Raw genomic sequence first — 19,879 nt, forward strand, 5'->3', positions numbered from 1 at the left:
GAGGCGACGGGTCCGTGTCGATCTTGTGATCAAACCTGCGCAGATGTCGTACGGGAGTGGTCGCCGCAAAGGGTCGAGGCGGCCAGGAGCAGGCAGAAAAGGGCGTGATTCCGCCCCGTCGGTTCACGGAACCTCCTTATAGTGGTGCCGCGTTGATCGTATGGTCGCAACGCGCGAAGCCGTCGCCACTGGAGTCCGTACGATGACGAACCCCTCGTCCGCCACGCCCGTGCCCCCGGCCGGTGGAGGCGGTGGCTGCCCCATGGGCTCCGGCAGCGGAGCGGTTCCGCTCAGCGGGCCCGGCTTCCACACCGAACCCCAGGCGCTCTACCGCTCGATGCGGCGCGACCACGGCCCCGTCGTCCCGGTCGAGCTGCCCGGCGGATTCCCCGCCTGGCTGGTGATCGGCTACCGGGAACTCCACCAGGTCACCAGCGACGGGGAGTTGTACCCCCGGGACGTCTCCCTGTGGAACCAGTGGGAGAACATCCCCGCGGACTGGCCGCTGCTCCCCATGGTGGGCACCCCCATGCCGTCCATCTACTTCACCGCCGGAGCCGAGCACCGGCGCCATGTGGAGATGGTCGTCCCCGCGCTCGAAGCGGCCGACCCCTTCGAGATCCGGCAGCACTGCGAGCAGCTGGCTGACCGGCTCATCGACGCCGTGTGCAGCCGGGGCACCGCCGACCTGGTGGCCGAGTTCGCCGAGCCGCTCCCCGTCCTCGTGCTCGCCCGGCTCGTCGGCTTCCCCGACGACGAGGGCGCCGACATCGCCCAGGTGCTCAAGGACCTCGCCGACGGCGGGCCCGGCGCCCAGAAGGCCCACCTGCGCTTCGGCGAGCACATGCACCGGCTCGTCGCGGCCAAGCGGGCGCACCCCGGGGACGACGTGACCTCACGGATGCTCGCCCACCCCGAACCGTTCACCGACGAGGAGTACGCGCTCGACCTCATGGCCATCACGGCCGCCGGGCACCTGACCACCGCCGACTGGATCGGCAACTCCACCCGGCTGATGCTCACCGAGGACCAGTTCGCCGACGCCCTCTCCGGCGGCCGGCACAGCGTCGCCGAAGCCATGAACGAGGTGCTCTGGGAGGACGGCCCGACCCAGATCCTGGCCGGCCGGTGGGCCTCGCGCGACGCCCGGCTCGGCGGGCAGAACATCGCCCGCGGCGACATGCTGCTCCTCGGCCTCGGCGCCGCCAACGCCGATCCGCACATCCGGCAGCAGGTCACGGACCAGGTGGTCCGCTCCGGGCAGGGCGGCAACAGCTCCCACATGGCGTTCAGCCACGGCGAGTACCGCTGCCCCTTCCCCGCGCAGGAGATCGCCGAGATCATCGCCCGTACCGGCATCGAAGTGCTGCTGGACCGGCTGCCCGACCTCGAACTGGCCGTACCCGCGACGGAGTTGATGCGCAGGCCCTCCGCCTTCCTGCGCGGGATGACCGCGCTGCCCGTCCGCTTCACCCCCGTACGCACGACAGGAGACGCGTTGTGAAATGCCCGCACGCTGAAGCCGCGGAAGCCACTGGAGCCGCGGAAGCCGGCCTGAGCGCCGGGACCATCACCATCGACCCCATGGTCCAGGACCTGGACGGTGAGACCGCGCGGCTGCGCGACGCCGGTGTGCTCGCCCGGATCGAGCTGCTCGGGGTCCCGGCCTGGACGGTCACCCGGCACGCCGAGGCCCGCCAACTCCTCGTCGACCCGCGGCTGGTGAAGGACATCAACGCCTGGGGGCTCTGGCGCAGCGGGGCGGTCACGCACGCGTGGCCGCTGATCGGCATGATCGACGCCGGGCGCTCCATGTTCACCGTGGACGGGGCCGAGCACCGGCGGCTGCGCACCAAGACCTCGCAGGCGCTCACCCCCCGGCGGCTCGAAGCGATCCGCCCGGCCATCGAGAAGTTCACCGACGAGCTGCTGGACAACCTCGACGCGGCGCGGGGCGAGGACGGGGTCGTCGACCTGAAGGCCGTCTTCGCCCAGCCGCTCCCGATGAAGGTCGTCGGCATGCTGATGGGCGTCGACGAGTCCCAGCACGCGATGCTCACCCGGCAGTACAAGGCGTTCTTCTCCATGCTCACCCCGCAGGACGAACGCCTCGCCCTGCTCGCGGAGTTGGACGTCTTCTACACCGACCTCGTACGCGAGAAGACCGCGCACCCGACGGACGACCTCACCAGCGCGCTGATCCTGGCCGAGGAGGGCGGCGAGCCGCTCACCGAGGAGGAGGTGGTGGGCAACCTGAAGGCGATGGTCGCCGCCGGGCACGAGACGACGATCGGCCTCATCCTCAACGCCGTACGCGCGCTGCTCTCCCACCCGGACCAGCTGGCGAAGGTGCTGTCCGGCGAGGCCGGCTGGGACGCGGTGATCGAGGAGACGCTGCGCTGGGACACCCCCACCACCCACCTCCTGATGCGGTTCGCCGCCGAGGACATCACCGTCGGCGACACCGTGGTCAAGGAGGGCGAGGGGGTCGTCATCTCCTACCGCGCCATCGGCCGCGACACCGGGCAGCACGGCGAGGACGCCGACGCCTTCGACATCACCCGCGCCACCCGCAACCGCCACATGACCTTCGGCCACGGCCCCCACATCTGCCCCGGTGCCGCGCTCTCCCGCGTGGAGGCGGCCGTCGCCCTGCCCGCGCTCTTCGCCCGCTTCCCCGGACTGCGGCTGGCCATCCCGGACGCGGAGATCACCAAGCTCCCGGTGATGACGCAGAACGACATGGCCGCCTTCCCGGTGCTGCTGGGCTGAGACCCGGCCACCCGAGGCGCATGGGGTCGCGAGCGGGCCTCCACCGTGCACACGTGCACCACCAGCGGGTGGTCCGCGCTTCGGCGCGGGCCGCCCGCTCGGCGTTGCGCTCCTGGCGGTCCGCCGCGCCCGCTGAAGGGGACCCGGCGCACCCCCCCCATACACGCCTCCCGAGTGAGGTGCGTCACGCAGAGTGAAATTCTCGGCATACATTCCGGCGGACGGGGGAGGGGCCCCGACCGCTGGTGTGGCCGTACCCCGGTCCACCGCGCAGGACGCCCTCGGCCGAACCGGCGGGGGCATTTCGGGTACGGAAGGCGAAACACGACATGTCGGCGCTCAGCACCATCCACATCGACGGCACCTGGCGGGCCGCCGGATCAGGCGCGACGCGCGAGATCCTCGACCCCGCCGACGCCACCGTCCTGGCCGTCGTCGCCGAGGGCGGCGTCGAGGACACCGATGCGGCGATCGCGGCGGCGCGGCGCGCCTTCGACGACGGCCCCTGGCCGCACAAGCCCGTCGCCGAGCGGGCCGGGCTGCTGCGCCGGGTCGCCGAGCTGCTCCAGCGGGACCGCGAGGAGATCGCGATCACCGAGAGCCGCGACACCGGCAAGACCCTGGAAGAGGGCCGGGTCGACGTCGACGACGTGACCAACGCCTTCCGCTACTTCGCCGACCTCGTGATGAACGAGAGCGGCGGCCGGGTCGTCGACGCGGGCGACCCCGACGTCCACAGCATCGTCGTCCACGAGCCCGTCGGCGTCTGCGCCCTGATCGCCCCCTGGAACTACCCCCTCCTCCAGGCCAGCTGGAAGATCGCCCCGGCCCTCGCCGCCGGCAACACCTTCGTGCTCAAGCCCAGCGAGGTCACCCCGCTCTCCACCGTCCACCTGATCAAGCTCCTCGCCGAGGCAGGCCTGCCCGACGGCACCGCCAACCTCGTCACCGGCGCGGGCGACCCGGTCGGCGCCCGGCTCTCCGAGCACCCCGACGTGGACCTGGTCTCCTTCACCGGCGGCCTCGCCAGCGGTACGAAGGTGGCGCAGGCGGCAGCCCCCACCGTGAAGAAGGTGGCCCTGGAGCTCGGCGGCAAGAACCCCAACGTGATCTTCGCCGACGCCTGCGCCACCGACGACGGCTTCGACACCGCCGTCGACCAGGCCCTCAACGCCGCGTTCTTCCACAGCGGCCAGGTCTGCTCCGCCGGCGCCCGCCTGATCATCCAGGACAGCATCAGCGAGCGCTTCGTCACCGAGCTGGCCCGCCGCGCCGACGCCATCCGCCTCGGCCGGGGCACCCTCGACGGCATCGAGTGCGGCCCCCTCGTCTCCGCCCAGCAGCTCGCCAAGGTCGAGGCGTACGTCGCCTCCGCCCGCGAGGAGGGCGCGATCGTCCGGGCCGGCGGCGAACGGCCCAAGCCGAGCGACGTACGCCCCGAAGGCGGCTACTTCTACCGGCCGACCGTCCTCGACGGCTGCCACCGGGAGATGAAGGTGGTCCGCGAGGAGACCTTCGGCCCGATCCTCACCGTCGAGACCTTCCGTACCGAGGAAGAAGCCATCACGCTGGCCAACGACACCGACTACGGCCTCGCCGGCGCCGTCTGGACCACGGACGCGGGCCGGGCCCGCCGGGTCGCCGGACGGCTGCGCCACGGCACCGTCTGGATCAACGACTACCACCCCTACCTCCCGCAGGCCGAGTGGGGCGGCTTCGGGAAGTCCGGTACGGGGCGCGAGCTCGGCCCGACGGGGCTCGCCGAGTACCGCGAGTCCAAGCACATCTACCAGAACCTCAACCCGCGCCCCCAGCGCTGGTTCGCCGGCTGACACCTGCGGGGGCCCCGTAACGACTGAACCCCGGTGCCCCGCCCGGCTGTTCGCAGCACCACGCACACGCACGAACCTTGCAGAAGGAGCAGTGACCGATGCCTCCCACGCCCAGCAGCACCGCAGTGCCCGACCCCGAAGGCCCCGTGGCCGACTACGTGATCGTCGGCGGCGGCACCGCCGGATCGGTCATCGCCTCCCGGCTCACCGAGGACCCGGACACCACCGTCACGGTCATCGAGGGCGGCCCCACCGACATCGACCGCGACGACGTGCTGACCCTGCGCCGCTGGCTCGGCCTGCTCGGCGGCGACCTCGACTACGACTACCCCACCACCGAGCAGCCACGCGGAAACTCCCACATCCGGCACAGCCGGGCCCGGGTCCTCGGCGGCTGCTCCTCGCACAACACGCTCATCAGCTTCAAGCCGCTGCCCGGCGACTGGGACGAGTGGGCCGAGGCGGGAGCCGAGGGCTGGGGCGCGGCCGCGATGGACCCGTACTTCGCCAAGCTGCGCAACAACATCGTCCCGGTCGACGAGAAGGACCGCAACGCCATCGCCCGCGACTTCGTCGACGCCGCCCAGGCGGCGGCCGGGGTCCCGCGCGTGGACAGCTTCAACAGCAAGCCGTTCCACGAGGGCGTCGGCTTCTTCGACCTGGCCTACCACCCGGAGAACAACAAGCGCTCCTCCGCCTCGGTGGCCTACCTCCACCCGCACATCGAGGCCGGTGACCGCCCCAACCTCCAGATTCTGCTGGAGACATGGGCCTACCGCCTGGAGTTCGACGGCACCCGCGCCACCGGCGTACACGTCCGGACGAAGGACGGCGAGGAGATCCTCCTGCGCGCCGCCCGTGAGGTCATCGTCTGCGCGGGCGCGGTGGACACCCCGCGCCTGCTGCTGCACTCCGGGATCGGTCCGCGCGAGGAGCTGGAGGCGCTGGGCATCGAGGTCCGCCACGACCTGCCGGGCGTCGGTGAGAACCTGCTCGACCACCCCGAGTCCGTCATCGTCTGGGAGACCGACGGGCCCATCCCGGAGAACTCCGCGATGGACTCCGACGCGGGACTCTTCGTCCGCCGCGACCCCGGATCCCGGGGCCCGGACCTGATGTTCCACTTCTACCAGATCCCGTTCACCGACAACCCGGAGCGGCTCGGCTACGAGAAGCCCGAGCACGGGGTGTCGATGACGCCGAACATCCCCAAGCCGCGCAGCCGGGGCCGCCTCTACCTCACGAGCGCCGACCCCGAGGTCAAGCCGGCCCTGGACTTCCGCTACTTCACCGACGAGGACGACCACGACGGCCGCACCCTGGTCGACGGCATCAAACTCGCCCGCGAGATCGCCGCCACCGAACCGCTCGCCCACTGGCTGAAGCGCGAGGTCTGCCCCGGCCCCGAGATCACCTCGGACGAGGAGATCAGCGAGTACGCCCGCAAGGTCGCCCACACCGTCTACCACCCGGCGGGCACCTGCAGGATGGGCGCCGCCGACGACCAGGAGGCCGTCGTGGACCCGCAGTTGCGCATCCGTGGCCTCCAGGGGATCCGGATCGCCGATGCGTCCGTCTTCCCGACCATGCCCGCCGTCAACCCCATGATCGGAGTCCTCATGGTCGGCGAGAAGTGCGCCGAACTCCTCGGCGACCAGGCGCGTGACGCCGTCCCGGTCACCGGTACCAGCACCGGAGGTGATGTCCGATGACCGCAACCCAGGCCACCGAGGCCGCAGTCGAGGCCGCCGACGAGAACGCCGTGTTCTCCGTGCGCAACCTCTGGAAGGTCTTCGGCCCCAAGGCCGACCGCATCCCCGGCAGCGAGCACGCCTCCCTCCCGCCCGCCGAACTGCGCGAGGCCACCGGCTGCACCGCCGCCGTACGCGATGTCTCCTTCGACGTCCGCAAGGGTGAAGTCTTCGTCGTCATGGGCCTGTCGGGCTCCGGCAAGTCGACCCTCGTACGCTGTCTGACCCGGCTGATCGAGCCCACCAGCGGCACCCTCGCCATCGACGGCGAGGACGTCCTCGCGATGGACCGCTCCCGGCTCCGCGAACTGCGCCGCCACCGCGCCGCGATGGTCTTCCAGCACTTCGGCCTGCTGCCGCACCGCACGGTGCTGGACAACGTCGCCTACGGCCTGGAGATCCAGGGCCTCAGCAAGGCCGAACGCCGCGCCAAGGCAGCCGAGTTGGTCGAGAAGGTCGGCCTCGCCGGTCTGGAGGACCGCCGCCCCTCGCAGCTCTCCGGCGGCCAGCAGCAGCGCGTCGGCCTGGCCCGCGCCCTCGCCGTCGACCCCTCCGTCCTCCTCTTCGACGAGCCGTTCAGCGCGCTGGACCCGCTGATCCGCCGCGAGATGCAGGACGAGGTGGTCCGGCTGCACCGCGAGGAGGGCCGCACCATGGTCTTCATCACCCACGACCTCAGCGAGGCCTTGCGCCTGGGCACCCGGATCGCGCTCATGCGCGACGGAGGGATCGTCCAGCTCGGCACGCCCGAGGAGATCGTGGGCTCGCCCGCCGACGACTACGTACGCGAGTTCGTCCGGGACGTGCCGCGCGAGCAGGTCCTCACCGTCGCCACCGCGATGCGCCCCGCGCTCGCCGGGGAGAGCGAACGCGGCCCGGCCGTGCGCCCCGACGCCACGGTGTACGAGGCCATCGAGGCGGTCTCCCGCTCCGGCGACCCCGCCGCCCGGGTGATGGACGGCGGCCGGCTCGTCGGCGTCGTCGACCAGGCGTGCCTGCTGGACGTGGTGGCCGGCACGACCGACCCCGGCACGGCGACCGCCCCCGACGCCCCGGACGGCGGCCCCCGCGAGGTGACCGTCTGATGGCCACCGCCCAGGCCACCCCGGTCCGCCCCGCGCAGGCGGGCGCGCGCCGGGGACCGCTGGCCGCCCTCCGCGAACGCCCGGCCGCCGCGAAGCTCCTGCTCCTCGCGCTCGCCGCCGTCATCCTCGTCCCCCTCGTGCACAGCCGCTGGGGCGGCGGCATCTGGCCGGACGCGCTCACCGCCGACCTGTCCGGGCCGCTCGGCAGTGTCACCGACTGGATCGTCTCCAACCGGGACAACCACCCGCTCTTCCTCTACTTCTTCGGCCACATCAGCAACGCCGTCGTGCTCTCCGTACGCGCCGTCTACCTGGTGCTCCTGGCCCTCGGCTGGGCCGGAGTCACCGTGCTCGCCGCCGCCGTCGCCTGGCGCGTCGCGGGCATCAGGCTCGCGCTGACCGCGGCCGTGTCGTTCCTGGCCTGCGGGCTGCTCGGCATGTGGGTGCCGACCATGCAGACGCTCGCCCTGATGGTCGTGGCCGTCCTCGCCTCCGTCGTCCTCGGACTGCTCCTCGGCCTCGCCGCCGGGCTCTCCGACCGCACGTTCCGCGTGCTGCGCCCGGTGCTCGACACCATGCAGGTGCTTCCCGCCTTCGCGTATCTGCTGCCCGTGGTGCTGATCTTCGGCATCGGTGTGCCCGGAGCCGTCCTCGCCACCGTCGTCTACGCGGCTCCGCCGATGGCGCGGCTCACCGCGCTCGGCCTGCGCGGAGCGGACGGCGGCGTCATGGAGGCCGTCGCCTCGCTCGGCGCGACCGGACGGCAGCGGCTGCTCACGGCCCGGCTGCCGCTGGCCCGCAAGGAGCTGCTCCTCGGCCTCAACCAGACCATCATGATGGCGCTCTCCATGGCCGTCATCGCCTCGGTGATCGGCGCCGGCGGCCTCGGCGACCGGGTCTACCAGGCATTGTCCTCCGTCGACGTGGGCGCCGCCCTCGCCGCCGGTATCCCGATCGTGCTGCTGGCCGTCGTCCTGGACCGTACGACGGAGGCGGCCGGCCGGCGCATCGGCGCCGAGCCCACCGGCCCGGCCGTCCTCCGGGGCTGGCGCGGCTGGACCCTGGCTGCTGTGGCCACCGCCGCCGTCGCCCTCGTCGGGCGGCTCACCGACGGCCGGGTCTGGCCCGAGGACGTCACCGTGGCGATCGCCGGACCGGTCAACACCGCCAAGGACTGGATGGTCGACCACCTCTACACCGGCGTGCCCGTCGTCGGCGGCACCGCCGACCTGGCCTCCCACTTCACCAGCGGCGTCCTCAACCCGCTGCGCAGCGGACTCACCGGACTGCCCTGGTGGTCGGTGCTGCTCATCGTCGCCGCCCTCGCCTGGACCATCGGCACCTGGCGCACCGCAGCCACCGCCGTCCTCGCCATGGCCGCGATCGGCGTCCTCGGTGTGTGGGAGCCGTCGATGGACACCCTCAGCCAGGTCCTAGCCGCCGTGGCGGTCACCCTGGTCCTGGGCTTCGGCATCGCGATCGGAGCAGCACGCAGTGAACGCCTGGAACGGCTGCTGCGACCGGTCCTGGACGTCTTCCAGACCATGCCGCAGTTCGTCTACCTGATCCCCGTCGTCGCCCTCTTCGGCGTCGGCCGCGCCCCCGCAGCGGCGGCGGCCGTCGTCTACGCGCTGCCCGCCGTCGTCCGCATCACCACCCAGGGCCTGCGGGGTGTCGACCCGGCCGCGATGGAGTGCGCCCGCTCGCTCGGCGCCACCACCGGACAGCAGCTCCGCCAGGTCCAACTGCCTCTGGCCAGGCCCTCGTTGCTGCTCGCGGTCAACCAGGCCGTGGTCCTGGTCCTCGCCGTCGTCATCATCGGCGGACTCGTCGGATCGGGCGCACTCGGTTACGAGGTCGTCCTCGGCCTCGCCCAGGGCGACCTGGCCACCGGGCTCGTCGCCGGAGCCGCGATCGTCTGCCTCGGCCTGATGCTCGACCGGGTCACCCAGCCCACCGCCCGCCGCCAGCGACAGGAGAGCTGAGATGAACCGCTCCCGCATGCGCCTGCTCGTGGCGCTCGCCTCGGCCACCGCCCTGCTCACCACGGCGGGCTGCGGCGCCGCCGACATGACCAAGCAGTCCTCCCCGTTCGCCGCCCCCGCCGGGGTCAAGACGGTCACCCTCTCCGTCCAGTCCTGGGTCGGCGCCCAGGCGAACGTCGCCGTGGCCGAGCAGCTCCTCAAGGACGAGCTCGGCTACCGCGTCGACCTCGTCCAGACCGACGAGGTCCCCGCCTGGGACGCCCTCAGCCAGGGCCGCGTCGACGCGATCCTGGAGGACTGGGGCCACCCGGACCAGGAGAAGCTGTACGTCGACGAGAAGAAGACCATCGTCCGCGGCGGCGACCTCGGCGTCACCGGTCACATCGGCTGGTACGTCCCGAAGTACTGGGCCGACAAGCACCCCGACGTCACGGACTGGAAGAACCTCAACAAGTACGCGGACGAGCTGAAGACCGCCGAGAGCGGCGGCAAGGGCCAGCTCATGGACGGCTCGCCCTCCTACGTCACCAACGACGTGGCCCTGGTGAAGAACCTGGACCTGGACTACAAGGTGGTCTTCGCCGGCTCCGAGGCGGCCCAGATCACCCAGATCCAGCAGTTCGCCAAGGAGAAGAAGCCCTTCCTGAGCTACTGGTACCAGCCGCAATGGCTGTTCAACGAGGTGCCGATGGTCGAGGTGAAGCTCCCGGAGTACACCGAGGAGTGCGCGGCCAAGGACCCGAAGGACATCGACTGCGCGTACCCGACGACGCCGTTGCAGAAGTTCCTCAACGCGGACTTCGTGGAGCGCGGCGGGGACGCGGCCTCGTTCCTGAAGAAGTTCCGGTGGTCGGAGAAGGACCAGAACGAGGTCTCCGAGATGATCGCCTCCCAGCGGCTCACCCCGGAGGAGGCGGCGAAGCGCTGGATCGACCGCCACCCGGACGTCTGGAAGAAGTGGCTGGAGAAGGCCTGACGGGCCGGACGCCGCCCTGAGCGCAGGGCGGCGTCCTGTCCTCCTCCCGGCTACCGCGCCCGCACGGTGGCCAGCACATCCCGGTCCGGCTGAAGCGTCAGGCTCGGTACGGGCTCGATGACGCCCGGCTCGACGTCCAGCTCGAAGCGCCGGGCCAGCACGGCCAGGATGAGCACCGACTCGACCATCGCGAACCGGGTCCCCAGGCAGACCCGCGGCCCGCCGCCGAACGGGAACCACGCGTACTCCGCGATCTCGTCACCGTCCTCCGGGTCCCAGCGCTCCGGCCGGAACTCCTCCGGCTCGGGGAACCACCGCGCGTCCCGGTGCGTGGACCACTGGCTGGACCACACCCGGGTCCCCTCCTCGATCGGCAGACCGCCGAGCCGGGCCCCCTCCTTCGCCACCCCCGTGATCAGCCAGATCGTCGGGTACAGCCGCAGGGTCTCCTTCACCACGGCCTGGGCGTACGTGAGTTGGGCGTAGTCCTCGAACCCGGGCTCCCGGTCACCGAGCACCCGGTCCAGCTCCTCGGCGAGCGCGGCCCGCACCCGCGGATTGCGGGAGAGCAGATACCACGCCCACACCAGGGTCGAACTGGTCGTCTCATGGCCGCCGATGTACAGGGTGACCGTCTCGTCTCGGATCTCCTCGTCGCTGAGCCGCTCGCCGCTCTCGTCGACCGCGGTGAGCAACCGGCTGAGCAGGTCGGGCCGTTCGGTCTCCCCGTCGCGGTGCCGGGCCACCACCCGCCCCACCTCGGAGTCGATGACGGCGGCCGCCTTCCTGATCCGCGCCCGGCCCGGCGTCGGCACCCAGTCGGGCAGCAGCGCCCCGATCCCGGCGAACTCCTTGCCGATCTCCAGCTGGGCCACGTCCATCGCCCGGCCCATCGCCTCCGAGTCCGCCGGGGTGTCCACGCCGAAGATGGTGCGCACCGCGATCTTCTGCGTCAGGGCCGCCATCTCCCGCTTGATGTCGACGCGTTCACCGTCCGACCAGGCGTCGGCCAGCTCCACCGCGGAGGACGCCATGGTGGCCGCGTACGACTTGACCTGCTTGGGCCGCACCGAGGGCTGCACCAGCGACCGTTTACGCCGCCAGTCCCGGCCCCGCGCCACGATGAGCCCGTTGCCCAGCACCGCCCGGAACGCGACACCGAGCGCCGGCTGGTCGAAGGTGCGCTCGGTCTCGGTGAGCAGCTCGCCTATGCAATCCGGATCGGAGATGAACACGCACCGGTTGCGCCCGAACCTCCACCGCACCATGTCCCCGCGCCCCCGCAGGAGTTCGAAGAAGGCGAGGGGGTTCTTCCCGAACTGCGGCAGGTTTCCGAGCAGCGGCAGCCCCTTGGGGCCCGCTACGAACGCATGGCCGCGCGACGGGGTGTCGAGCGCCGGGCCGGTCTGCGTGGACATCGAAAGGACTCCGCTCCCTGGGGCGCGCCACGGGCGGCACGCGATCGTTCGCACCTCATCGGACGCGATGAGACCGGCACTCCGCCAGGGCGCCGGTCCGGCGTGGCCGGAATCCGTCAGCAGCCTCGTGGAGTACGCGAGTTGTCGAGCGTAGTCGCAGCTGCCGCCAGATTCGAACAGAAGATGACGGCGGATTTTCCTTCTCATATGACAATCCCGCCATGTCGATCGATGCAACGGCGGGCCGCGCCCGAGCGCTGTGGCAGGAGCTGGCAGCCGCACCGGACGCGGCCTTCGGAAGCCCGGGCCGCCTCGGGGTCTTCGCCTCCCCGGCCTCGTCCCTGGCGCCGCCGTCCTGGGTGGGCGTGGTGACCATCGGCGAGGCTGCCCTGATCACCGCGCCCACGGCTCCGGGCGCGGATTCCGTACGGACCGCCCTGACCGGCCTGCCGGCCGACCGGCTCACCGACCCCGCGACGGCCACCGCCCTCCTCTCGGTGTCCGACACCCTCGGCCCGGCGGTCCTCGCCTACCTGGCCCCGGAGGAACTCCGCCCGCCCGGGCCCACCGGCACTCCGACCGAGCGCCTGACCCCCGGTGACGCGGCGCTGCGGGCCCTGTCGGAGGAGGCGGGGGAGGCCGACGCGGGGGAGAGCGGTCTTGAGGAGATCACCTCACCGGTCTTCGTCGTACGGGACGGGGGTGCGCGGGTCGTCGCTGCCGCCGGCTACGCCCACTGGCCGCGCGACACCGCCCACCTCTGCGTCCTGACCGCACCGGACGCACGGGGCCGGGGCCTCGCCCGGCAGGTGGCGTCCGAGGCCACCACCCACGCCCTCGCCGCCGGACTGCTCCCGCAGTGGCGGGCCCGGCCGGCCGCCTCCCGCCGGGTCGCGGCGGCGCTGGGCTACCGGGAGCTGGGCGCCCAGCTGAGCGTACGGCTGCGGTGAGGGCGGTCGGAGCGGTCCCCGGGGACCAGGTAACGTCTTTCCCGTGTTCCTCCAGGCGCCGATGGACGAGTGAGAGCGTGATGGGCCCCTGCTGACGCCCTCCGGCGTCGCATCCGTAGATCACCGCACACCATCAACCGGGAGAACCCATGACCGTGAGCAAGAACATCAACAACCCCGTCGGCCAGGGCGGCGGCCAGCGCAAGCGGCAGTCCCGCGCCGAACGGCAGAACAACGGCCCGCACCGCAACCTCGACCGTCAGAGCGCGGCCGACCGCAAGGCGGAGCTGGTGCGCAAGATGCGCGAGAAGGCGGGCACGGCCGAGGGCACCGGGCAGACGGACGGCGACACCGCGCAGAGCTGACCCCGCGAGCCGGTGATCACCGGCTCGGTCACAGCCCCACGATCAGCTGGATACAGACGATCTTGACCAGGATGGCCAGCGCGAACAGTGTCGAGTAGCCGTTGTTGATCCGGCTGTCGCTCGCCCGGCTGTTGGCGTACGCCACGATCGCCGGGTTGCCCACATAACCGGACAGCAGCCCCATCGTCCGCTCCCGGCTCTGGCCCAGCCCCCTGGTGATCAGCACCAGCAGGGAGTAGCTCACCACCGCGCCGATCGCCAGCACGGCCACCAGCTTCAGGCCGAAGAGCGAGAAGGCGTTCTCGCGGAACGAGTAGCCCGAGGTGAGCCCCACCACGGCGAGGAAGAGCAGCAGGCCGATCTGGCGCAGGGTGAGGTTGGCCCGGGTCGGCAGGGTCCAGACAAGGGGGCCCGTGCGGCGGCGCCAGCCCAGGATCATGCCCATCACCAGCGGGCCGGCGCCCGTGCCCAGGGCCAGGGTGGTGGAGCCGAGGGTGAGGGAGGGGATGCCGATCAGGAACCCCAGGGTGAGGCCGAGGCCCAGGCTGACCGCGCTCACCTCGCTGACCTTCGCCTCCGTGTCGCCGAGGTAGGTGGTGACCTCGCTCGTCCGCTCGCGCGGCATCACCACCCGGACCCGGTCGTCGAGCTGGAGCAGCAGGTCGTCGTGGGCGAGCATGTCGAAGTCGCCGCGGCGGACCCGGCTCACCACGGCCCCGTACTTCTCGCCGAGGCCCAGTTCGGCGACCGTGTGCCCGGCCAGGTCGGGGTTGGTGAGCAGGACCCGCCGGTAGTCCACCGCGCTGCGGTCGTCCAGCAGGTGGCGCGGGGCGAGGGAGCCGAGCGCCTCCGTCGCCGCCCGTACGTCCGCCTCGCCGCCCACCAGGACGACCTGGTCGCCGGGGGAGAGGCGGTCCAGCTCCCTGGCCACCCGGGTGACCCCGCCGTGGGGGCGGTACTCGCTGGCCAGCACCCGGTGCGCGGGGACCCCGGGGACGTCGGGCCAGCGGGTTTCCCGGGCCACCTCGACCGTACGGGTGACGAGCGTGGCGGGGAGGCCCGAGTCGGGGTCCCGGCAGGCGGTCCAGGTACGGCGGGCCGCGACGGCCGAGACGAAGAGGATCGTGATCACCACGGCCAGCGGGTAGCCGATGGCGTACCCGACGGCGGGCTGCGTCGGGTCGGCCGAGGCGTCCTGGGCTGCGGCGAGGCCCGGGGTCGTCGTGCCGATGCCCGCGTACCCACCCGCGAGGAACGGGCCGCTGATGCCGAACCAGGCATGCCCCACGAACCCCACCACCACCGCCGTGACCGCCAGGGCGACCACGGCCCCGGCCATCACCGGGAGCTGGCCGCGCAGTTCACGGAAGAAGGCGGGGCCCGAGTCCAGGCCGACCGTGTACACGTACAGGGCCAGACCCAGCGCCGAGACCCCGGCGGGTACGGCGGCGGCGATGTCCTCGTCCAGCGCCCCCACGAGGAGGCCGACGAAGAGCACACCGGCCGCCCCCAGCCGTACCGGGCCGAAGCGCACCATGCCGAGCAGCGCCCCGAGCGTGATCACCGCGAACACGGTCACCCACGGGTTGTCCGCGAAGAACTGCCACACCGGCGGTGCCTCCCCGTCTCGAAGCGAACCCGTTCAGGATCTTCGAGGAGCGGGGAGGCCGCCACCTGACCTCAGAGCTGTCGGACGCCGTGCGGCACGTGCGCCGGGCGGCCCCGGCCCCGCGTCAGCGTGTAGCCGAACACGGCCGCCAGCGCGGCGAGCACACCGCCGCCGACCGTCCACAGCCAGCGGGTCGTCCACCAGCCCGACGCCCAGCCGTCCTCCGGCTCACCGGCTGTCCGGGCCTGCGCGCCTCCCGACGCGCCCGTCACCGAGATGCCCGGCACCAGCGGCTCCGCGAGCGCGCCGTCCACGTGGTGGGCGCCGCCGGCGTCCACCACGTCGGCCCGCACCTCGGCCTCGAACGGCAGCCCGAGCTCGTCGGCCGGGAGGTTCACCACCGTCAACCGCACGTAGTAGCTGCCGGGCAGCGGGTCGTTCGCCCACGGCTCGGACCAGGACCGTACGGTGCGCAGCACACAGGAGAGCTCGACCGCCGACGCGTCGGCCGCCGCCTTCCGGGTCTGGTGGCCGTACTGGCACGCCTGGCGGCGGCGCAGCCCGTCGTACACGTCGATCTGCCAGGTGGAGCCCGAGCGCTTCACCTCGCCCTCCGGGAGCTTCACCGTCGCCTTCACGGTGGCCCGCTCTCCGGCGTCGGCCGGGAACACCCAGTACAGGTAGTCGCCCGCCGACGCCTGCGCGGTGCCGCTCTGCCCCTGCTGGAGTGCGGTCGCCGTACGGAACGTGGTGCCGGCCTCGGTGGGCCCGGGGCCCTCGTCGCCGGGGCTCGCGCTCGCCGACGGGTCGTCGGCCACGGCCGCGCCCGCAGAGGTGAACAGGGTCAGCCCGGCCAGCAGCGCCCCGGCGAACGCGCGCCGCACGCCACGGGCGCGGCGGGAAGTCGTCGTCACCATCAGTTGGTCCTCCATACGGCGATGCGCCAGCGCGAGATCCAGCCGACCAGCAGCCCCGCGACCAGTCCGGTCAGCACGAGGACGCCGAGCAGCCACCAGCCGCGGCCGAGCCCGAAGGCCGCCACGTCGGACGCCTGGTCGGGTCCGTCCACCAGGTCCACGGTCAGCTCGACCGGCAGACCGGGCGTCCGCTTCACCGAGGCGGGCGCGGAGAAGGCGTTGGAGAGCTGGAGGCAGACGGTCTCGGCGGCGGGCTTGCCGCTGCCGTTGTCGCCGTCCTCGATCTCGGCCTTCGGGTAGCGCAGGCCGGACGAGATCACATCCGTACGTCCGGTGCCGGATTCCGAGCCCCGGACGATCTCGCGTCCGGTGTCCGTCACCGCGCGCAGCAGCACGCCGTAGTCGTTGTCGACGGCGCGGTCCGCCGCCACGCTCGCCGAGGCGCGAAGCTCCTGACCGGGCAGCACGTCGACGCGGTACCAGCGGTGCTCGCCGATCACCTGGCGGTCGGTGTAGAGGCCCGGCTTCAGCGCGGGTGCGGCGGAGCAGTCGGCCGCGCCTTCGGTGGCGACCGGAGTCACGACCGGCTCGGCCGCCCGGTCCACCAACTGCTTCACGCGGCGCGAGAGTTCGTCCTTGTGCTGGACGGCGGTGTACGTGCCGCCGGTGGCCTCGGCGATGCAGGTGAGCTGCTGGCGGATCTTGGCGTCGGGCACCAGGCCGAGGGTGTCGATGACCAGATGGGTGCCGCGCGCGGCGATCTCGCGGGCCACCTCGCACGGGTCGAGCGGACCGCAGGTGTCCTCGCCGTCCGTGATGAGGACGATCCGGCGGGTGGCCTCGCCGCCTTCGAGGTCGTCGGCCGCGCCGAGCAGTGCCGGGCCGATCGGGGTCCAGCCGGTGGGGGCGAGGGTGGCGACGGCGGTCTTGGCCTCGGTGCGGTCCAGCGGGCCGACCGGGTAGAGCTGCTTGGTGTCCTTGCAGCCGACCTTGCGGTCGTCGCCCGGATAGTCGGCGCCCAGGGTGCGGATACCGAGGTGGACCTCTTCCGGCACCGCGTCCAGGACGTCGTTGAACGCCTGCTTGGCGGCGTTCATCCGGGACTGGCCGTCGATGTCGCGGGTGCGCATGGAGCCGCTGACGTCGAGGACGAGTTCGACCTTGGGGGCGGGGGTGGCCGGTGGTTCGTCGGCGGCTGCGGGGAGCACGGAGCCGAGCCCGGCAGCCAGGGTGGCGAGCGCTATGCACACCCCGGTCGTCAGCCGATTTCTTGTGATCATCGCCGGATCTTATGGAAAATCAGTTCGTATTCCCAACCGGGGCCGTCGGCCACCGTCCCCGGCTCATCCGTCAGCCGCCGAGCAGTGGCTCCGCGGCCCGGTCCAGTACCGAGGTGACCCGCTGCCAGGTCTCCAGATCCCGCTCCACGGCGTCGAGTTGACTGCCCGTATCACCGGCGTCCCAGGAGGTCGCCAGGGCCACCGGGTCCCCGCCGCCCGCAGCCGACGCGGCGAGCGCGGCCGCGCCCAGGGCGACCAGCTCGCCGCCCGCCGGGATGACGACCGGGCGGCCGGAGAGCCGGCGCACCGTCTCCACCCAGCTCCGCCCCTGCGCGCCGCCGCCGATCAGCCGCAGCGGGCGGGCGGCGACCTCGGGGGCGTCCGGGTCCAGGCCGCAGGCCCGTAGCAGCGTGTCCAGGGCACGCAGGACGGTGACGGCCGCGCCCTCGTAGGCGGCGCCGAGGAGTTGCTGCGGGGTGGTGTCGTGGCGCAGACCGGTGAGGAGCCCGGACGCGGTGGGCAGGTCGGGGGTGCGCTCGCCGTCGAGGTACGGGAGCAGTACGGCTTCGCCGCCGGGGGCCGTGTCCTCGCGGTGCAGGCCGAGGAGGGAGGCGACCTTGTCCACGGCGAGCGTGCAGTTGAGGGTGCAGGCCAGCGGGAGGTACGTACCGTCGGCGGCGGCGAACCCGGAGAGCGCCGGGGCGGTGGAGCGCGTACGGGAGGCGGCGAAGACCACGCCCGAGGTGCCGAGGGAGAGGACCGGGTGGTCCAGCAGCCCGGCGCCGCCGAGCCCGAGGCCCACGGCCGCGCTCATGTTGTCGCCGGTCCCCGCCGCGACCGCGATCCCGGCGGGCAGCCCCAGCGCCTCGGCCGCCGCGTCGGTGAGCGACCCGATGCGGGTGGCCCCGGTGGGGGCGACCTCGGGGAGGAGCGCCGGGTCCAGGCCGAGGAGGCCCAGCAGTTCGGGGTCGTAGGCGCTTGTCGCGGTGGCGTACCAGCCGGTGCCGGAGGCGTCCCCGGGGTCGGTCGCCGCCACCCCCGCGAGGCGCTCGGTGAGGAAGTCGTGCGGCAGCCGCACGCCCGCGGCTCCCTTCGCCGCGTCCGGGTCGTTCTCCCGCAGCCACTGCCACTTGGAGGCGGTGATCGAGGCGACCGGTACGGAACCGGTCCGCGCGGTCCACGCGTCCGGCCCGCCGAGCTCGGCGGTAAGGGCGGCGGCCTGCGGGGCGGACCGGGTGTCGTTCCACAGCAGCGCCGGCCGCAGCGGACGCCCCGAGCGGTCGAGCACGACGAGCCCGTGCTGCTGCCCGGCCACCGCGATTCCGGTCACCGAGCGGGCGGGAAGCCCGGACTCCTTCAGCCCGGCCGTCACCGCGTCGCCCAGCGCCCGCCACCAGACCTCCGGGTCGCTCTCCCGGGCGCCGGACTCCCCGGTGACGACGTGCGGGGCGCGTCCCACCGCGAGCTGCTCGCCGGTCGCGGCGTCGATCACGGCGGCCTTGGTGGACTGGGTGGAGCTGTCCACGCCGATGACGACGGTACGTGACGACATGGGCGGCCTCTTTCACAGTGCGGATGCGCCGATTCGGTTCTGCCGCGAACAAATTACGTGATCCGCGGCCCGGCGAACAGGCCTCCCGCCGACTCGCCACGGACCAGGGGGTTACGCCGGACGAGTACCGTGTGCATGATTAGTCATGACACTGAACAAATAGGGGTTCGAGGCTTCCGGCCCAGCCCCGACGGCAGGCGAAGGCGGTCGGACGACGATGACGGAACGCTTCACCCCCACCCCCGAGGACAAGTTCAGCTTCGGCCTGTGGACCGTGGGCTGGCAGGGCCGGGACCCCTTCGGCGACGCCACCCGCGCGGCCATCGACCCCGTCGAGTCCGTCCAGCAGCTCGCCGAGCTCGGCGCCTGGGGCGTGACCTTCCACGACGACGACCTGATCCCCTTCGGCGCGCCGGAGACCGAGCGCGAGGCGGTCGTCAAGCGGTTCCGCCAGGCCGTCGACGCGAGCGGCCTCGTCGTGCCCATGGTGACCACGAACCTCTTCACCCACCCGGTCTTCAAGGACGGCGGGTTCACCGCCAACGACCGCGACGTACGCCGTTACGCACTCCGCAAGACCCTGCGCAACATCGACCTCGCCGTCGAGCTCGGCGCCACCACCTTCGTCGCCTGGGGCGGCCGCGAGGGCGCGGAGTCCGGCGGGGCCAAGGATGTGCGGCTCGCCCTGCACCGGATGAAGGAGGCCTTCGACCTGCTCGGCGAGTACGTCATCGAGCAGGGGTACGACCTCCGCTTCGCCATCGAGCCCAAGCCGAACGAGCCGCGCGGCGACATCCTGCTGCCCACCATCGGCCACGCCCTCGCCTTCATCGAGCGCCTGGAGCGCCCCGAGCTGGTCGGCGTCAACCCCGAGACCGGGCACGAGCAGATGGCCGGGCTCAACTTCCCGCACGGCATCGCCCAGGCCATGTGGGCCGACAAGCTCTTCCACATCGACCTCAACGGCCAGTCCGGCATCAAGTACGACCAGGACCTCCGCTTCGGCGCGGGCGACCTGCGCCAGGCGTTCTGGCTCGTCGACCTGCTGGAGAGCGGCTACGAGGGCCCGCGCCACTTCGATTTCAAGCCCCCGCGCACCGAGGACTACGACGGCGTCTGGGCCTCGGCGGCCGGGTGCATGCGCAACTACCTGATCCTCAAGGAGCGGGCGGCCGCCTTCCGCGCCGACCCCGAGGTCCGGGCCGCGCTGCGCGCCTCCCGCCTGGACGAACTGGCCCGCCCCACCGCCGGGGACGGCCTGGCGGCCCTGCTCGCCGACCGCACGGCGTACGAGGAGTTCGACGTGGACGCGGCAGCGGAACGCGGCATGGCCTTCGAGGCCCTGGACCAGCTGGCCATGGACCACCTGCTCGCGGTGCGCTGACGG

The 19,879-nt window shown here is 72.5% G+C and carries 15 protein-coding genes; 10 read left to right on the forward strand and 5 right to left on the reverse strand.

The genetic code is table 11. From position 1 onward, the window contains the following. Positions 1 to 202: 202 nt before the first annotated feature. The 7 genes from IF17_RS0132520 to IF17_RS0132550 all read left to right on the forward strand — a co-directional run bounded on the left by IF17_RS0132520 (position 203) and on the right by IF17_RS0132550 (position 10,401). A complete protein-coding gene (locus IF17_RS0132520) occupies positions 203 to 1,504 on the forward strand; it encodes a cytochrome P450 (RefSeq protein WP_030573929.1) in 1,302 nt (433 codons plus the stop codon). Beyond that, a complete protein-coding gene (locus tag IF17_RS0132525) occupies positions 1,501 to 2,772 on the forward strand; it encodes a cytochrome P450 family protein (protein ID WP_030573932.1) in 1,272 nt (423 codons plus the stop codon). Before IF17_RS0132520 ends, IF17_RS0132525 begins: the two co-directional genes overlap by 4 nt. Before the next feature lie 329 nt (positions 2,773 to 3,101). Beyond that, complete coding sequence (locus IF17_RS0132530; protein ID WP_030573936.1) at positions 3,102 to 4,604, forward strand: aldehyde dehydrogenase family protein; 1,503 nt, start codon at positions 3,102 to 3,104, stop codon at positions 4,602 to 4,604. A gap of 98 nt (positions 4,605 to 4,702) precedes the next feature. Beyond that, the gene (locus IF17_RS0132535) at positions 4,703 to 6,316 is read left to right on the forward strand and encodes a GMC family oxidoreductase (protein WP_030573939.1); all 1,614 of its coding nucleotides are present in this window, start codon (positions 4,703 to 4,705) and stop codon (positions 6,314 to 6,316) included. Continuing rightward, positions 6,313 to 7,440, forward strand: a complete 1,128-nt coding sequence (locus IF17_RS0132540; protein WP_030573941.1) for a quaternary amine ABC transporter ATP-binding protein — start codon at positions 6,313 to 6,315, stop codon at positions 7,438 to 7,440. Before IF17_RS0132535 ends, IF17_RS0132540 begins: the two co-directional genes overlap by 4 nt. Continuing rightward, positions 7,440 to 9,425 (forward strand): ABC transporter permease, encoded by a 1,986-nt coding sequence (locus IF17_RS0132545; protein ID WP_030573943.1) that lies wholly within the window; start codon positions 7,440 to 7,442, stop codon positions 9,423 to 9,425. The genes IF17_RS0132540 and IF17_RS0132545 overlap by 1 nt, the downstream gene beginning before the upstream one ends. Before the next feature lies 1 nt (position 9,426). Next, positions 9,427 to 10,401 (forward strand): ABC transporter substrate-binding protein, encoded by a 975-nt coding sequence (locus IF17_RS0132550; protein ID WP_030573946.1) that lies wholly within the window; start codon positions 9,427 to 9,429, stop codon positions 10,399 to 10,401. A 50-nt stretch (positions 10,402 to 10,451) separates the two neighbouring features. On the opposite strand, the gene IF17_RS0132555 is transcribed toward IF17_RS0132550, so the two are convergent. Beyond that, complete coding sequence (locus IF17_RS0132555; protein WP_030573948.1) at positions 10,452 to 11,819, reverse strand: cytochrome P450; 1,368 nt, start codon at positions 11,817 to 11,819, stop codon at positions 10,452 to 10,454. A gap of 221 nt (positions 11,820 to 12,040) precedes the next feature. On the opposite strand from IF17_RS0132555, the gene IF17_RS0132560 reads away from it, so the two are divergent. Both IF17_RS0132560 and IF17_RS0132565 read left to right on the forward strand, forming a co-directional pair. After that, positions 12,041 to 12,769, forward strand: a complete 729-nt coding sequence (locus IF17_RS0132560; RefSeq protein WP_030573951.1) for a GNAT family N-acetyltransferase — start codon at positions 12,041 to 12,043, stop codon at positions 12,767 to 12,769. 149 nt (positions 12,770 to 12,918) lie between these two features. Next, entirely contained in the window at positions 12,919 to 13,134 is a 216-nt protein-coding gene (locus IF17_RS0132565; protein WP_030573953.1) for a DUF6243 family protein, read from the forward strand. A 28-nt stretch (positions 13,135 to 13,162) separates the two neighbouring features. Here the strand turns inward: IF17_RS0132565 and IF17_RS0132570 are convergent, their stop codons facing one another. The 4 genes from IF17_RS0132570 to xylB form a co-directional block, all read right to left on the reverse strand. After that, positions 13,163 to 14,743: an aspartate:alanine exchanger family transporter gene (locus tag IF17_RS0132570; protein WP_030573955.1), complete on the reverse strand. Its 1,581-nt coding sequence runs from the start codon at positions 14,741 to 14,743 to the stop codon at positions 13,163 to 13,165. 71 nt (positions 14,744 to 14,814) lie between these two features. Beyond that, the gene (locus IF17_RS0132575) at positions 14,815 to 15,660 is read right to left on the reverse strand and encodes a hypothetical protein (protein ID WP_030573957.1); all 846 of its coding nucleotides are present in this window, start codon (positions 15,658 to 15,660) and stop codon (positions 14,815 to 14,817) included. Beyond that, positions 15,660 to 16,940: a VWA domain-containing protein gene (locus IF17_RS0132580; protein ID WP_030573959.1), complete on the reverse strand. Its 1,281-nt coding sequence runs from the start codon at positions 16,938 to 16,940 to the stop codon at positions 15,660 to 15,662. The genes IF17_RS0132575 and IF17_RS0132580 overlap by 1 nt, the downstream gene beginning before the upstream one ends. A 70-nt stretch (positions 16,941 to 17,010) precedes the next feature. Further along, positions 17,011 to 18,492, reverse strand: coding sequence for a xylulokinase (gene xylB, locus IF17_RS0132585; RefSeq protein ID WP_030573961.1), 1,482 nt, complete (start codon positions 18,490 to 18,492; stop codon positions 17,011 to 17,013). Positions 18,493 to 18,709: 217 nt separating this feature from the next. Here xylB and xylA point away from each other — a divergent pair, with 217 nt between their 5' ends. Next, positions 18,710 to 19,876: a xylose isomerase gene (xylA, locus tag IF17_RS0132590; protein ID WP_030573963.1), complete on the forward strand. Its 1,167-nt coding sequence runs from the start codon at positions 18,710 to 18,712 to the stop codon at positions 19,874 to 19,876. Positions 19,877 to 19,879: the final 3 nt, after the last annotated feature.

Source organism: Streptomyces cyaneofuscatus (assembly GCF_000718135.1).
GTDB lineage: Bacteria > Actinomycetota > Actinomycetes > Streptomycetales > Streptomycetaceae > Streptomyces > Streptomyces cyaneofuscatus.

Bases quoted from the DNA above. Each gene is read 5' to 3' on its own strand.
- IF17_RS0132520 (WP_030573929.1), top strand. From the start codon at position 203: ATGACGAACCCCTCGTCCGCCACGCCCGTGCCCCCGGCCGGTGGAGGC.
- IF17_RS0132530 (WP_030573936.1), top strand. From the start codon at position 3,102: ATGTCGGCGCTCAGCACCATCCACATCGACGGCACCTGGCGGGCCGCC.
- IF17_RS0132535 (WP_030573939.1), top strand. From the start codon at position 4,703: ATGCCTCCCACGCCCAGCAGCACCGCAGTGCCCGACCCCGAAGGCCCC.
- IF17_RS0132540 (WP_030573941.1), top strand. From the start codon at position 6,313: ATGACCGCAACCCAGGCCACCGAGGCCGCAGTCGAGGCCGCCGACGAG.
- IF17_RS0132545 (WP_030573943.1), top strand. From the start codon at position 7,440: ATGGCCACCGCCCAGGCCACCCCGGTCCGCCCCGCGCAGGCGGGCGCG.
- IF17_RS0132550 (WP_030573946.1), top strand. From the start codon at position 9,427: ATGAACCGCTCCCGCATGCGCCTGCTCGTGGCGCTCGCCTCGGCCACC.
- IF17_RS0132555 (WP_030573948.1), bottom strand. From the start codon at position 11,819: ATGTCCACGCAGACCGGCCCGGCGCTCGACACCCCGTCGCGCGGCCAT.
- IF17_RS0132560 (WP_030573951.1), top strand. From the start codon at position 12,041: ATGTCGATCGATGCAACGGCGGGCCGCGCCCGAGCGCTGTGGCAGGAG.
- IF17_RS0132565 (WP_030573953.1), top strand. From the start codon at position 12,919: ATGACCGTGAGCAAGAACATCAACAACCCCGTCGGCCAGGGCGGCGGC.
- IF17_RS0132575 (WP_030573957.1), bottom strand. From the start codon at position 15,660: ATGGTGACGACGACTTCCCGCCGCGCCCGTGGCGTGCGGCGCGCGTTC.
- IF17_RS0132580 (WP_030573959.1), bottom strand. From the start codon at position 16,940: ATGATCACAAGAAATCGGCTGACGACCGGGGTGTGCATAGCGCTCGCC.
- xylB (WP_030573961.1), bottom strand. From the start codon at position 18,492: ATGTCGTCACGTACCGTCGTCATCGGCGTGGACAGCTCCACCCAGTCC.
- xylA (WP_030573963.1), top strand. From the start codon at position 18,710: ATGACGGAACGCTTCACCCCCACCCCCGAGGACAAGTTCAGCTTCGGC.